Raw genomic sequence first — 13,982 nt, forward strand, 5'->3', positions numbered from 1 at the left:
TTCCCGCAAGGGAACCGTTCCAAGCAGCGGGCCCGGTCATTCCGGGCCCGCTTGCTTTGCGACAGTCACCGGCGGCGTCCATCCGTCCGCGCCGCCCGCAGATGAGAAGAGGGATCGATGAAACTGCACACCGTTCTGACCGCAGTAGCCGGCGTGACGATGGCCATCGGGCTGTCGGCATGCAACCGCCAGGCCGCGCCTGACGCCAGCGTCACCCCTGCCGGCAGTGCGCCCCTGACTGCGGCCGCCGCCACGCCGGTCATTCCGCGCCCGGCCAAGGTCGAACCGGGCCAGGGCCGCTTCGTCCTCGATCCCGATGCCCGCATCGCGGTGGTTGGCGGCGACGCCGAGGCCGGCCGCATCGCCAACGATTTCGCCGCCCGCCTGTTGAAGTCGCGTGGCTTCGCTCCTGCCGTCGGCACCGACGCCGCGGCAAAGATCACCTTCACCGTCGACCCCAAGGCCGCACTGCCGGGCGACGAGGCCTATGTCCTCGACATCACCGCGCAGGGCGTGAAGCTGACGGCGCGCGCCCCGGCCGGCCTGTTCTATGGCGCGGTCACGCTGTGGCAGCTGGCCACCGCCGACGGCAGCCAGGGCACCACCGCCATTGCCGCGCAGCGCATCGAGGATGCCCCGCGCTTCGCCTGGCGCGGCCTGATGCTCGACGTCGCCCGCCACTTCCGCAGCACCGACGAGGTCAAGGCGCTGCTAGACCAGATGGCGCTGCACAAGCTCAACACCTTCCACTGGCATCTCACCGACGACCAGGGCTGGCGCATCGAGATCAAGCAATACCCGAAGCTGACCCAAGTCGGCGGCTGCCGCATCCCGGCCGGCGCCGCCGGTCGCGACGCCAAGGGTGAGCCCAGGCCCTATTGCGGCTTCTACACCCAGGACCAGATCCGCGACGTGGTGAAGTACGCCGCCGACCGCTACATCACCATCGTTCCGGAGGTCGACCTCCCGGGCCACGCGCAGGCCGCAATCGCCGCCTACCCGCAGCTGGGCTCGACCGGCAAGGCGCCGCCGGTGTCGCCGGACTGGGGCGTGCACACCTGGCTGTTCAACGTCGACGACGGCACTTTCACCTTCCTGGAGAACGTGCTGGGTGAAGTGATGACGCTGTTCCCCGGCAAGTACATCCACCTGGGCGGCGACGAAGCGGCCAAGGACCAGTGGCAGCAGTCGCCGGCCGTGCAGGCCAAGCTGAAAGAACTCGGCCTCAAGGACGAGATGCAGCTGCAGAGCTGGTTCATGGGACGGCTGGGTCGCTACATCGAAACGCACGATCGCCGCCTGATCGGCTGGGACGAGATCCTCGAAGGCGGGCCGCCGGCCGATGCCACGGTGATGTCGTGGCGCGGCACCGACGGCGCGATCGAAGCCGCGCGCGCCGGCCATGACGTGGTGCTGGCGCCGTCGCCGGACCTGTATCTCGACCATGTCCAGAGCGATGCCGCCGACGAGACGCCTGGCCGCCTGGACGTGTTCACGCTCAAGGACTACTACAACTACAACGTGATTCCGGCGCAGCTCGACCCCGAGCAGGCCCGCCACGTGCTCGGCGCGCAGGCCAACCTGTGGACCGAACACCAGCGCACCAACCAGCGCATGCAGCACGCCATGTTCCCGCGCGCGGCAGCGTTGGCCGAGAACGTCTGGACGCCGACCGCGCGCCACGACTGGGACGATTTCCTGCGGCGCATGGCGCCGGACATGGCCCGCTACCGCGCGGCAGGTTTCGACGCCGCCGACAGCGCCTTTGCCGTCCGCTTCGCCGCCGCGCCGGCCGGCGAGGGCAAGGACAAGGGAAAGGGCACGCTGACGCTCTCCAACCAGAGTGGTTTCGGCCAGATCCGCTACACCACCGACGGCAGCGAGCCGACGGCGAAGTCGCCGGCCTACGGCGAACCGCTGAGCCTCGCACTGCCCGCGACCATCAGCGCCAACGCATTTGCCGACGGTCTCGCTCTCGCTGCGCCGCGCACGTTCGCCCTGGACCTGCGCAGCCTGCGCGCGCGCGACAGCAACGCGCTGGAATCGTGCAAGAAGGGCCTGACACTGCGCATGGAGGACGACGCGCCGGCCGCGGGCGAGGGCAGCGAGCGCGCCCTGCTGACGGCCGACGTGTTCGACCCGTGCTGGACCTACAAGGCCGCCAGCCTCGATGGCATCACCCGCCTGGAGGTCCGTGTCGGCCAGCTGCCTCACAACTTCCAGCTGTGGAAGGACGCCAGCCAGGTGGTGACGCGTCCGGCCAAGGTCCCCGGCGGAGCGCTCGAGGTGCGGCTGGACGGTTGCGAAGGCGCGCCCGTGGCAACCCTGCCGCTGGCGCCCGCGCGCAAGTCCGATGGCCTGACCACGTTGCAGGCGACGCTGCCGGCGACCGCTGGCAAGCACGACCTGTGCTTCACCTTCGCCGCGGGCGAATACAACCCGATGTGGGTACTCGACGAGGTCGTGCTGCTGCCCTGACCCGGTGGCAGCAAGCGCCGCCCCGGCCGTGACGGCTTGCCGTCGCGACCGGCCGGGGTCGGGCCCGCCCACCGTGAGGCCGTCCCGCGGGTCGTTCCGCCTTTGCTCCCCGGGCATGCCGGGGGGGCGAAAAAATCGTGCAGATCGTTCCTGCGGATCGTGACGCAGCGCGCCAATTGCGGGTTACGATTGGCTCGTTACAGGGGACCCCACCATGCTTGCTCGAAGCCTACTCATGACGGCCTTGTTGGCCGCCACCGGCGCCGCGTCGGCGCAATCGTTGCCCAAGCCCGCGGAGTTCTACTTCGCCGCCGATGCCAACACCGTCAAGCCGGTGGTGGTGGTACGCGAGACCGGCGAAGTGGCGATGGAAAAACTCGCCCGCGCCGCCGAGCGCAATCCGCACGCCAAGGCCGAGGTCGCACAGCTTGCGCACCTGGCGATGGAGGCCGGCCGCGCCGACCTCGGGCGCCAGCTGTATGCACGCGCGCTCGGCCAGATCGACCGCACCGACGGCATGTGGCGCTCGGTCGTATGGAACTACGGCTGGGATCTCTACCGCGCGGGCGACAGCGACGGCGCCTTCGCCCAGTGGCGCACGCTGCTGGAAGCGCGCAGCGTCACGGCCAGCTGGATTCCGCCGACGTTCGCGATGACGCTGTGGTCGCTGGGCCGCAAGGACGAAGCCGTGCAGTGGTACGCCGCGGCGGTGCGCACCGAGCCGCAGCTGTGGAACACCGCCAGCCAGTTCGCCCGCCTGTTGCCGGACTGGCGCGACGACGAGCGCTCGACGCTGACCGAAGTGCAGGCAGCCTGGGCGGCCAATCCGCCAGCCTGGCCCTGATGAGTTGAACTGCGTCCGTTCGCCCGCGTATTCATGACCGGGCGAACCGACACGGTACCGGCAACCGCATCCCGCGCTAGGATGCGGCTTTCCCGCGCGGATCACCGGCAATGCGTCTGCTGTTCACCGCTGTCCTCCTGAGCCTTCCCCTTTCCGCCATGTGCGCCGACCGCATCACCGGCAAGCCCTTCGCCACCCGCAGCGAGGTCTATGCGCCGCATGCGATCGCGGCCACTTCGCATCCGCTGGCCACGCAGATCGCGCTGGACGTGATGAAGGGCGGCGGCAGCGCGGTCGACGCGGCGATTGCCGCCAATGCCGCGCTCGGCCTGATGGAGCCCACTGGCAGCGGCGTCGGTGGCGACCTGTTCGCGATCGTCTGGGATCCCAAGACGAAGAAGCTCTACGGCTACAACGGCTCGGGCCGTTCGCCCAAGTCGCTGACGCTGGCCGAATTCCAGCGCCGTGGCCTGACCGACATTCCGCCACACGGCCCGCTGCCGGTGACGGTGCCGGGCGCGGTCGATGCCTGGTTCGCGCTGCACGGCCGCTTCGGTCGCAAGCCCATGGCCGACGATCTCGCTCCGGCGATCCGCTACGCACGCGAAGGCCATCCGGTGCACGAAGTGATCGCCTACTACTGGGATCGCAGTGTGCCGACGCTGTCGAAGTGGCCGGGCTTCAGCGAGCAGTTCACCGTCGACGGAAAGCGCGGGCCCACCACCGGCGAGATGTGGCGCAATCCGAACCTGGCCAACACCCTGGAGAAGATCGCCCAGGGCGGTCGCGATGCGTTCTACAAGGGCGACATCGCCCACACCATCGACGCCTACTTCAAGGCCAACGGCGGTTTCCTCAGCTACGAGGACATGGCCTCGCACCAGGGTGAGTGGGTCGATCCGGTCAGCACCAACTACCGTGGCTACGACGTCTGGGAACTGCCGCCGAACGGCCAGGGCATCGCCGCGCTGCAGATCCTCAACCTGCTCGAGCCGTACGACATGAAGTCCTACGGCTTCGGCAGCCCCGAGCACGTGCACCTGTTCGCCGAGGCCAAGAAGCTCGCCTTCGCCGACCGCGCGCGCTGGTACGCCGACCCGGACTTCGCCAAGTCGCCGGTGAAGCAGCTGATCTCCAAAGACTACGCCGCGCAGCGCCGCAAGCTGATCTCGATGGACAAGGCGCTCAAGGAAGTGCAGCCGGCCACGCCGAAGGAACTCGACGAAGGCGACACCATCTACATGACCGTGGCCGACGCCGACGGCATGATGGTCTCGCTGATCCAGTCCAACTACCGCGGCATGGGCAGCGGCATGGCGCCGCCGGGGCTGGGCTTCATCTTCCAGGATCGCGGCGAGCAGTTCGTGCTGAAGGAAGGCCACCCCAATTCGTTCCAGCCGGGCAAGCGTCCGTTCCACACCATCATCCCGGCGTTCGTGACCAAGGGCGGCAAGCCATGGTTGAGCTTCGGCGTGATGGGCGGGGCGATGCAGCCGCAGGGCCACGTGCAGATCCTGCTCAACCTGATCGACTTCGGCATGAACCTGCAGGAAGCCGGCGACGCGCCGCGCATCCAGCACGACGGCAGCACCGAGCCGGCCGGGCAGGCGACGGTGATGAGCGACGGCGGCGAGCTCGACCTGGAAACCGGCTACTCCTACGAGACCGTGCGCGCGCTGATGCGCAAGGGCCACTCGGTGCGCTTCGCCGACGGCCCGTATGGCGGCTACCAGGCGATCATGGTCAATCCCAACGGCGGCTACGTCGGCGCCAGTGAATCGCGCAAGGACGGCCAGGCGGCAGGTTACTGACATGAGCAGCGTTGAGGTGCCGGCGCTGCTGCGTCGCGCCTGGGCCGCGTTGCAGCAGGGCCAGCCCGTGCCAGCGCGTGCCGACTGCGAGGCGGCATTGCAGCTTGCACCGGAGTCGTTCGACGCCTGGCGCCTGTATGCCATCGTGCTGCAGGCGCAGGGCGATGGCGGCGGTGGCCGCGTCGCGCTCGAACGCGCCTGGTCGCTGCGCCCCGGCGATGCCGGCACCGCACTCGACCTGGGCACGCTGCTGCTGCAGGCCGGCGATGGCGCGGCCGCGCTGCCATTGCTGGCGACGGCGATGCGCGCGCTGCCGCAGGAACCCCGGGCCGCGTTCCGCTATGGCACCGCGGCCTACGTGGGCGGCGATTTTCGCGCCGCGGCGAGCGGTTTCGAAGCGGCGGCGCGGCTGGATCCGCAATGGACCCAGGCCTGGAACAACCTCGCCGCCGCGCACGGCCGCCTGCAGGACTACCCCGCGGCGATTGCGGCCGCACGCAATGCATTGCGCCTGGAGCCCGGCGCCGCCAGCGCGCACCAGGCCCTGGCGGCGCTGCTGTCGAACCTGTTCGACCGCACCGCCCTGGAAGAAGGCCTGCGCTGTGCACAACGTGCATTGCAGCTGCAACCCGGTTTCGCCGAAGCCCACCGCAACGCCGCAATCGTGCTGCGCAAGCTGGGCGAACCGGCGCGCGCCGAAGCGCACGCCCGGCAGGCATTGCAACTGGCGCCGCGCGACGTCGACACGGTCGACACCCTCGGCGAGCAGTTGCTGCTCAATGGCGACACCACGGCGGCAGTGGCCACCTACGCCCACGCCATCGCCGCCGGCGTGAGCTCGCCAGTGCTGCAACGCCAGCACGGCATCGCCCTGCTCCAGGACGGACAGCCCGCGAGCGCCAGCCAGGCATTGTCGAAGGTGCTGCGGGAGCAACCCGACGATCAGCGCGCGATCGCCCACCTCGGCGTTGCCATGGCCGCGCAGGGCCAGGCCGAAGCGGCCGGGCAGTGGCTGGGCCTGCATCGGCACGTGCACGCGATCGAGCTGCTTCCGCCCGAGGCCTATATCGATCACACCGCATTCCATGCCGCGCTCGCCGCCGACATCCGCCGCCACAGCCAGCAACGCTGGGAGCCGGCCGGACTGGCGGCGCGCAATGCCTACCTCAGCGGCGACCTGCTGGCCGACCGCACCGCCGCGATCACCGGCTTCGAGCAGCGGCTGCGTTCGGCGATTGATGCCTTCCTGCAGCGCTGCCGCGCGCAGGCCGCCACGGCCGGCGCCGACGCCGATGTCTTCCTGCGCAACGTGCCGAACCAGTACCGGCTGCACGTCTGGGCGACCCAGGCCGCCGAGCGCGGCTATATCGATACCCACATCCACGAGGATTCGTGGCTGTCGGGCGCCTACTACGTCGAGTTGCCACCGGCGATCCGCGCCGACGACGCCGGCCATGCCGGCTGGATCGAGTTCGGCCGCCCGTTCGCCAGCCTGCCGCAGTGGCCGGAGGCCGAGCTGCGCCAGGTCTGCCCGCGAACGGGCACGCTGCTGCTGTTCCCGTCCTACCTGTTCCATCGGACCCTGCCTTACACCGGCAGCGGTGAACGCATCAGCATTTCCTTCGACCTCGCCGCGGTCTGAGTCCAGCAGCGCGCTCCTGGCAGCGCTCAGTCCGCCGGTACCGTCCGCCCGTTGGCCCACTCGCGCAGCGCCTGCACCTGCTCGGCCATCAGCACCGACAACGGCCGCGTCTGCTTGAGTTCGCCGCGCAGGGTGAAGTCGTTCAGCGGCGCCTTGGCCGCGTGCGCGGCGTACAGGGCGGCGACGATCGCCTGCTCGATCTCGGCACCGGAGAAGCCGTCACTGGCTGCAACCAGCGATGCCATGTCGAAACTGGAAGAGTCCAGCGCGCGCCGGCGCAGGTGCAGGGCGAACAGCTGTTCGCGCGCGCTGGCGTCGGGCAGGTCGATGAAGAAGATCTCGTCGAAGCGGCCCTTGCGCAGCAATTCCGGCGGCAGTGCATCGATCTGGTTGGCCGTTGCGACCAGGAACACGCGCGACTTGCGCTCGGCCATCCAGGTCAGCAGGTAGCCCAGCACGCGTCGCGACACGCCACCGTCGCTGTCGCCGCCATCACCGGCCAGGCCCTTCTCGATCTCGTCGATCCACAGCACGCACGGCTCGAGCTGCTCGGCCGACGACAGCGCTGCGCGCAGGTTCTTCTCGGTCTCGCCATGGAACTTGTCGTAAAGCGTGCCGAAGTCCAGGCGCACCAGCGGCACGCCGAAACCGGCCGCGACCGCCTTGGCCAGCATCGACTTGCCGCAACCCTGCACGCCCAGCAGCAGCACGCCCTTGGGCGGGTCCAGGCCGGGCGGGGCATCGCCGCTGGTGAACACACCGCGGCGCTGCTCGATCCAGCGCTTGAAGCGACGCGCACCGGCGACATCGTCCATGCGCGCGCTGTCGTACTCGTAATGGAGGTGGCCGCTGCGGTTGAGCAGCTCGAACTTGAGCTTTGCCAGCTGCGGCAGGTCGGCCGGGCCGAGTGCGCCGTCGTCGTGGATCAGGTGCCGGGTGATGCGGCGCGCATCGATCGGATCGAGCCCGCGCAGGTTGCGCACGATCTGCTGCACCGTCTCGGCATCGACCTCGACCCGGCGCCCGCCGTGTTCGCGTGCGTAGGACTCCGCTTCTTCGCGCACCAGCTTGAGCAGCGCGTTGGCATCGGGCAGGCGCGGGGTGAAGCGCACGGCCAGCGCATCGAGTTCCGGCGGCAACTCGACCTTGTGGCCGACCAGCACCAGCACGTGTGGCTGGCAGTCGCGGCGCTGGATGATGTCGCGCAGCAGGCGCTGGGTGCTGGCGTAACCGAGGTAGGGATGGATGTCGAGCAGCACGTAGATGCCGCGCTGGGTGGCATCGCGGATCGCATGCAAGGTCGTGGACGCATCGGGCGCGACCTCCGGCGGATCCTCCTTGTCCAGGTCGATCCGGCGCAGTCCCTCGGTGATCGACCAGCGGTGCAGGGCACGCCACACCTGCATCAGCGCCTGGCGGAACAGTTCGACCACGCGCGCCTCGTCGCGGGTCTCGATGACGATCAGGGGGGTGTTGGCGCGGATCAGCGCGGTCAGGTCCTGCAGCTCGCTCATTACGTGTGGCTTTCCGGGCATCCGTGTCTGTGGTTGATGATAGCCGTTGCCCAGTCATCCCCCCGCGGGCAGCAGGCTGTCTCGCAACGGCCCGGCTGATCACCCTCGGTCCGCCCGGCTGAGCCGCCCGTCGCTGCGATGGTCGCGCCCCGGGCCCCGGTGTACGCTGCGGCTTCCATCCAGAGGGAGTTCGCATGAAGACCGTGCTGGTGGCCAGTTCCAAGGGGGGCGTCGGCAAGACCACGATCGCCACCCATCTCGCCGCGCAATCGGCCATCGAAGGTCTGCGCACCGCGCTGGTCGATGCCGACCCGCAGGAGTCCTCCACCCGCTGGGCGCAACGGCGCGCGCTGCTCGAAAGCGCCGTGCTGCCGCTCGACGGCACCCGCCGCAAGGCCTGGCGCAAGCAGTTGCCCGACGACACCCAGCGTCTGGTGATCGACGCACCTGCCGGCGCGATGGCCGACGATCTCGACAGCTTCCTCGACCAGGCCGACGCGATCCTGGTCCCGGTGCAGCCGTCGGCGCTGGACATCGACGCGACCGTGCCGTTCCTCGATTCGCTGGCCAGGCACCCGCGCGTGCGCAAGGGCCAGCTGCGCGTCGGCCTGGTCGGCAACAAGATCAAGCCGTGGACCAATGCCTCGCAGCAGGCGCTGGAACTGCTCGGCGCCTGGCCGTACCCGGTGGTGGCGCAGTTGCGCGACAGCCAGGCCTACGTGGTCCTGACCGGACTGGGCAAAAGCCTTTTCGACTACCACTCCGCCCAGGTGCGCGACCACCAGGACGACTGGCAGCCCCTGTTGAAGTGGTTGAAGAAAGCGTGAGGGCGTTGTCGCTCTGTGCGACATCAATCAGCGCGGCGTCACGCCGGTCGAGGATAATGCCCGCACGATCTCCCTCCGATTCCCCGGTCCAGACGCGAAAAAGGTAGTGACGCGAATGCGTGAATTGATCCTGCTGCGCCATGCCCACGCCGAACCCGCCGGTAACGGCCAGGCCGACCTGGACCGTCCCCTGTCGGCCGAAGGGCTGGCCGAGGCCGAAGCCGCCGGCCGCTGGCTGGCGACCAACAAGCTGGTGCCCGACTGCGTCCTGTGCTCGCCCTCGCGGCGAACCCGCGAAACCCTCGAAGCGGTACTGGGCGCCATCGGTTACGTCGACCAGCGCATCGAACCGTCGATCTACGAGGCGACCCCGGGCACGCTGATCGCCCTGGCCGACGCCCACGGCGAGTCCGAGCGGCTGATGGTGGTGGGGCACAACCCGGGCCTGGAGCGCCTGGCCGCATTGCTCCACAGCGGCCAGTCCGGCGACTACCGCGGCATGCCGCCCGGTGGCATTGCCGTGCTGAGCGTTCCGGCCGACACCAGCCTGGAACCGGGGGTAGCCCAGCTCAGCGCCTTCTGGTGGCCGTGACGTCGAGTTCGCGATGCGCCCTGGTGGCGCTGTTGTCGTGCGTGCTGACGGGTTGGCCGGCGCTGGCCTACCAGGCATCGCCGTCGGCGGCGCCCGCCGCTGCGGGGGCTTCGACCACGCAGGCGTTCGACGGCCGCTTCACCCGTTTCGGTTTCGAACTGCGCACGCGCTGGGGGCAGAAGGTCGTCGGCATGTTCCCGCAGTACGACGGCGAAGTGACGAAGCTGGCCGACGGCCGCTACGTCGTGCGCATCGTCCTGCGCACCGGGGCCGTCACCGTTGCCGGCTCCGAGCGCTACACCGCGATGGCGCGTGGCGACAGTTTCTTCGACTCGGCCCACTACCCCAGCGTGCAGTTCGAGTCCGATCCGCACCCCGAATTGCTGATCCGCGCCGGCGGCCGCCTGCGTGGGCGGCTGACCATGCACGGTGTCAGCCGCATCGAGTCGTTCTACCTGTCGCCGGCCACCTGTGACCTGCCCGGCAAGGACTGCGATGTGGTCGCCAGCGGCAGCATCAACCGCTCCGACTACGGCCTGGACGGCTGGCAACTGGCGCTGACCGACCGCGTTCGCTTCAACATGCGCGTGCGCCTGGTCGAGGAACGGTGATGTCCAGGTTCGTGCAGTTGGCAGCGGTGGTATTCGCGCTGGCAGTGTCCGGCTGCGCCTCGCTGTCCAACGCCCAGCGCGACCGCGCCAGCGCGATCGCGGCCGCGGCGCGACCGACCCGGGTCGACTGCACCCGCGAGGACGCCTGCGCGCAATCCTCGCCACTGCGCCAGCTGGCGGCGCGCGCATTCGCCGAATCCACCCCGCAGGCTCCGCGCCATTACGCGTTGATCATCGACGTCGGCCCGGATGCCCTGCTGGCGCGCATCAACCTGATCCGCAGCGCCACCACCGCCATCGACCTGCAGACCTACATCTTCGACGAAGACGATGCCGGCCGGCTGGTGATGGACGAACTGCTTGCCGCCGCGCGCCGCGGCGTGCGCGTGCGCGTGCTGATCGACCAGTTGTCCGCGCTCAAGCATGTCGACACGCTGGCCGCGCTGGCGGCCGCGCACGTCAACTTCGAGCTGCGCCTGTACAGCCCGGTGCTCGGCCGCGCCCAGACCAGCTACCCGCAGTACGCGCTGGCCGCGGCGTGCTGCTGGAACAAGCTCAACCAGCGCATGCACACCAAGCTGCTGCTGGTCGACGGCGCGGTCGGCATCACCGGCGGGCGCAACTACCAGGACGACTATTACGACTGGGACGACGAGTACAACTTCCGCGACCGTGATCTGCTCGTGGCCGGACCGGTCGCGCACGTGATGGGCGAGGACTTCTCGCTGTTCTGGAATGATCGCCGCAGCGTGCCGGTCGAACGCCTCAACGACGTTGGCGATCGCCTGCTCCGCGGCGGCGTGCCGGCGCTGCCGCACATCCAGTACGAACGGCCGCAGCGCGCGCAGGCGATGCAGCGCGATGCCGCCGATGCCAGCCTGGTCGAACAACGGCTGGCGCAGCGCGCCTTGCCGGTCGGCGACGTGCGTTATATCTCCGACACCCCGGAAAAGCACCGCAGCAACGGCGCCGCCCAGCAGGCGGTGGCATCGGGCTCGCTGCGTGAGCTGATCGAGTCGGCGCGCACGGAAGTGCTGCTGCAGACCCCTTACCTGGTGCTGTCGGATTCCGCGCAGGAAATGTTCCGCCAGTTGCACAAGCGTCCGCCGGGCGAGCGCCCGCGGGTGATCGTGTCGACCAACAGCCTGGCCGCGACCGACGCCTTCATCGCCTACGCGCTGTCGTACAAGTACAAGCGGCGCTACCTGCGCGAGTTCGGCTTCAACATCTTCGAGTACAAGCCGTTCCCGCGCGATGCGCCGATCGATGTCGCCACCACCGGCGCCACATTGCCGGCCTTCGACAACGCCGGCAGCGGGATCGACGACGACGATCCGGACATCGATCCGGCCGCCCTCGAGCCCGAGCGCGCGCTGACGGGCGAGGGCATCGAGCCGGAAACGACGCAGCGCGGCTCGGCCACGCCACAGGAAACCCACCGCGAGCTGCGCGAACGTTACGACCGCCGCAGCGCCGTCGAGCGCGAGCAGTACCGGCGCGCGCTGTCGCGCGAGTACACCGCGCTGCGCTATGGCTCGCGCAAGGCCAACCAGCCGGTGCCGCTCGAGCGTGCCGGCGTGCGCATCGGCATGCATGCCAAGTCGATGGTCATCGACGAGAAGATCGGCGTGGTCGGTACGCACAACTTCGATCCGCGCGGCGATCACTACAACACCGAAAGCGCGGTGGTGATCGAGGATGCGGCATTCGCCCAGGCGCTGGCGCAGAGCATCCGCCGCGACATGGAGCCGGGCAACTCGTGGGTGATCGCGCGTCGCGACAAGCCGCCGGTGTTCTCGGGCCTGGACTACTCGCTGGGCAAGATGTTCGAGGCGATGCCGATCTTCGACCTGTGGCCGATGCGCTACGCCACCAGTTACGAATTCGCCCCCGGCCCGCATTGCCCGCAACCGATGCTGCCGAGCGATCCGGGCTTCCGCGCCTGCTACGAGCCGGTCGGTGACTTCCCGGAAGTGGCGCTGGGCCTGAAAGGCATCACCACGCGGATCTTCACCGCGTTCGGCGCCGGGCTCGCACCGATCCTCTGAGGCCGGTTTCGCCGCTTCCAGGCCCGCTTCTCGCGCCGGTTTCGCGCACTGGCCGCTTCGCCCCCCTGGCGTGGCGCCCCGTTCAGTGTGCTGACCGTGACGCTCGTCACTGTCCCCGTTGGCCCGGATCGGGCCCCTCCAGCCCGGCAGCCGCGCCCCGGGCCCGGACCCCTGCCATCAGTCATGGCAACGGTTCGCTCCAAATAGCTATCTATATCAGCAAGTTCCGAATGTGGTCCCGCTTCACCAGGTAGGTCTTAGGTGGGGTGACTTCTGGCCCATGGCGGAATAGATCTGGTGTTGTAGTCTACCAACACACCAAGTCACTCCCCCGCTGACACAGGACACCGCCATGAACGCCATCCGCCTCTCCAGCCTGTTTGCCAAGTCGGTAGCCCCGGCCCGCCTGACCGCCAACCTGCTCAACGCCGCCCCGGCCCGCCAGCATCGCGAACGCGATTTCGGCATCGGCTACGGCAACAGCAGCGGCTACGCCAGCAACCGCCGCTACACCTCCGAATGGGGCCCGACGCGCTTCCGTTGCGCCTGACCGCACCTCGCCACACCGCACCACCTCTTCGCCAGGATCACGCCATGAACGCCTTCACCCGCACCCCGACCGTCCCCGCCACTGCCACGCGCTCGAACGTTGTTCCGATGCCGCAGCGCCATGTTCACCGCGAGCGCGACTTTGGCGTCGGCTACGGCAACAGCAGCGGCTACGCCAGCAACCGTCGCTATGCCCAGGACTGGATGCAGCCGCGCTTCCGTTGCGCGTGATTGGCCCGGACGTGATCGCAACGAATGAAAAAAACGGATGACGCACCCCATCGCGCTGTAGCACCACCGGCAACACCGCAACACACAACGGTACTTCCCGCTTCCCCCTGGCCCGGGGCCGGCACGTCGGACTCTCTCCGTGGCGACGTGCCGTCCACCGGGCCCATTTTTTCCTCCGCGGGCGCACGCCTCGCGACTGTCGCCTGAGCCACCGCAACGGCTGGCTGCCACTGCCCCCGCTGGGCTAATGTGGCGCAATGAGCGACGACACTTCCCCCGCACCGCAGCGCTCGCCTTTCCGCGGCGTTCCCGACCTGGCCGAACTCAACGCGCTGTCCAAGGGCACCGCGATGGAACCGCTGGGCATCGTCTTCACCCAGATCGGCAACGACTTCGTGCGCGGCACGATGCCGGTCGACCAGCGCACCCGCCAGCCGTACGGACTGCTGCACGGCGGCGCCTCGGTCCTGCTCGCCGAAACGCTGGGCAGCAGTGCCGGCAACCTGTGCGTCGGCGACGACGAAGTCTGCGTCGGCATCGAGATCAACGCCAACCACCTGCGCGCCGCCCGCGATGGCATCGTCACCGGCACCGCGCGCCCGATCCACATCGGCGCCCGCACCCAGGTCTGGGACATCCGCATCGAAGACGAACGCGGCCGCCTGGTCTGCATCTCCCGCCTGACCCTGGCCGTGGTCGCCCGCACCTAGCTGCAGCGCCCACTCCCCCGCCAACACACCCCGCTAGACCAAGGGTTGATTGACGCAGCAGGCACGAGGGCCGCAGTCTTGCCCCGCCAGCGAAAGCGCCTGGTGTGGGGATCACGGAGACGGCC

The 13,982-nt window shown here is 69.1% G+C and carries 12 protein-coding genes; 11 read left to right on the forward strand and 1 reads right to left on the reverse strand.

What is annotated here, in order from left to right; all coding sequences use genetic code 11:
- Window positions 1–117: 117 nt before the first annotated feature.
- The 4 genes from AC1DER_RS14230 (at window position 118) to AC1DER_RS14245 (ending at window position 6,775) form a co-directional block, all read left to right on the forward strand.
- Entirely contained in the window at window positions 118–2,478 is a 2,361-nt protein-coding gene (locus AC1DER_RS14230; RefSeq protein ID WP_477246926.1) for a family 20 glycosylhydrolase, read from the forward strand.
- Window positions 2,479–2,713: 235 nt separating this feature from the next.
- Window positions 2,714–3,322 carry a tetratricopeptide repeat protein gene (locus AC1DER_RS14235; protein ID WP_441815721.1) on the forward strand — a complete coding sequence of 203 codons (609 nt, stop codon included), beginning with the start codon at window positions 2,714–2,716 and terminating at the stop codon, window positions 3,320–3,322.
- Window positions 3,323–3,432: 110 nt separating this feature from the next.
- A complete protein-coding gene (gene ggt, locus AC1DER_RS14240) occupies window positions 3,433–5,133 on the forward strand; it encodes a gamma-glutamyltransferase (RefSeq protein ID WP_441815722.1) in 1,701 nt (566 codons plus the stop codon).
- Between the two features lies 1 nt (window position 5,134).
- The gene (locus tag AC1DER_RS14245) at window positions 5,135–6,775 is read left to right on the forward strand and encodes a putative 2OG-Fe(II) oxygenase (RefSeq protein WP_477246923.1); all 1,641 of its coding nucleotides are present in this window, start codon (window positions 5,135–5,137) and stop codon (window positions 6,773–6,775) included.
- A gap of 26 nt (window positions 6,776–6,801) precedes the next feature.
- Here AC1DER_RS14245 and AC1DER_RS14250 read toward each other — a convergent pair whose 3' ends face one another.
- Entirely contained in the window at window positions 6,802–8,289 is a 1,488-nt protein-coding gene (locus AC1DER_RS14250; RefSeq protein WP_477246921.1) for an AAA family ATPase, read from the reverse strand.
- A gap of 194 nt (window positions 8,290–8,483) precedes the next feature.
- On the opposite strand from AC1DER_RS14250, the gene AC1DER_RS14255 reads away from it, so the two are divergent.
- The 7 genes from AC1DER_RS14255 to AC1DER_RS14285 all read left to right on the forward strand — a co-directional run bounded on the left by AC1DER_RS14255 (window position 8,484) and on the right by AC1DER_RS14285 (window position 13,857).
- The gene (locus tag AC1DER_RS14255; protein WP_441815725.1) at window positions 8,484–9,116 is read left to right on the forward strand and encodes a nucleotide-binding protein; all 633 of its coding nucleotides are present in this window, start codon (window positions 8,484–8,486) and stop codon (window positions 9,114–9,116) included.
- Window positions 9,117–9,231: 115 nt separating this feature from the next.
- Complete coding sequence (locus AC1DER_RS14260) at window positions 9,232–9,708, forward strand: SixA phosphatase family protein (RefSeq protein WP_477246919.1); 477 nt, start codon at window positions 9,232–9,234, stop codon at window positions 9,706–9,708.
- A complete protein-coding gene (locus tag AC1DER_RS14265; RefSeq protein ID WP_477246917.1) occupies window positions 9,699–10,319 on the forward strand; it encodes a YceI family protein in 621 nt (206 codons plus the stop codon). Before AC1DER_RS14260 ends, AC1DER_RS14265 begins: the two co-directional genes overlap by 10 nt.
- Window positions 10,319–12,367: a phospholipase D family protein gene (locus AC1DER_RS14270; protein ID WP_477246915.1), complete on the forward strand. Its 2,049-nt coding sequence runs from the start codon at window positions 10,319–10,321 to the stop codon at window positions 12,365–12,367. Before AC1DER_RS14265 ends, AC1DER_RS14270 begins: the two co-directional genes overlap by 1 nt.
- 352 nt (window positions 12,368–12,719) lie before the next feature.
- Window positions 12,720–12,917: a hypothetical protein gene (locus AC1DER_RS14275; RefSeq protein ID WP_477246913.1), complete on the forward strand. Its 198-nt coding sequence runs from the start codon at window positions 12,720–12,722 to the stop codon at window positions 12,915–12,917.
- 44 nt (window positions 12,918–12,961) lie between these two features.
- Entirely contained in the window at window positions 12,962–13,147 is a 186-nt protein-coding gene (locus AC1DER_RS14280) for a hypothetical protein (protein WP_441815730.1), read from the forward strand.
- Between the two features lie 350 nt (window positions 13,148–13,497).
- On the forward strand, window positions 13,498–13,857 hold the full coding sequence (locus AC1DER_RS14285; RefSeq protein WP_441815858.1) for a hotdog fold thioesterase: 360 nt from the start codon (window positions 13,498–13,500) through the stop codon (window positions 13,855–13,857).
- Window positions 13,858–13,982 lie beyond the last annotated feature (125 nt).

The organism is Lysobacter sp. 05T417 (assembly GCF_056396405.1).

Excerpts from the sequence above, each read along its gene's own strand:
- AC1DER_RS14230 (WP_477246926.1), top strand. The coding sequence starts at position 118 with ATGAAACTGCACACCGTTCTGACCGCAGTAGCCGGCGTGACGATGGCC.
- AC1DER_RS14235 (WP_441815721.1), top strand. The coding sequence starts at position 2,714 with ATGACGGCCTTGTTGGCCGCCACCGGCGCCGCGTCGGCGCAATCGTTG.
- ggt (WP_441815722.1), top strand. The coding sequence starts at position 3,433 with ATGCGTCTGCTGTTCACCGCTGTCCTCCTGAGCCTTCCCCTTTCCGCC.
- AC1DER_RS14245 (WP_477246923.1), top strand. The coding sequence starts at position 5,135 with ATGAGCAGCGTTGAGGTGCCGGCGCTGCTGCGTCGCGCCTGGGCCGCG.
- AC1DER_RS14250 (WP_477246921.1), bottom strand. The coding sequence starts at position 8,289 with ATGAGCGAGCTGCAGGACCTGACCGCGCTGATCCGCGCCAACACCCCC.
- AC1DER_RS14255 (WP_441815725.1), top strand. The coding sequence starts at position 8,484 with ATGAAGACCGTGCTGGTGGCCAGTTCCAAGGGGGGCGTCGGCAAGACC.
- AC1DER_RS14260 (WP_477246919.1), top strand. The coding sequence starts at position 9,232 with ATGCGTGAATTGATCCTGCTGCGCCATGCCCACGCCGAACCCGCCGGT.
- AC1DER_RS14270 (WP_477246915.1), top strand. The coding sequence starts at position 10,319 with ATGTCCAGGTTCGTGCAGTTGGCAGCGGTGGTATTCGCGCTGGCAGTG.
- AC1DER_RS14275 (WP_477246913.1), top strand. The coding sequence starts at position 12,720 with ATGAACGCCATCCGCCTCTCCAGCCTGTTTGCCAAGTCGGTAGCCCCG.
- AC1DER_RS14280 (WP_441815730.1), top strand. The coding sequence starts at position 12,962 with ATGAACGCCTTCACCCGCACCCCGACCGTCCCCGCCACTGCCACGCGC.
- AC1DER_RS14285 (WP_441815858.1), top strand. The coding sequence starts at position 13,498 with ATGGAACCGCTGGGCATCGTCTTCACCCAGATCGGCAACGACTTCGTG.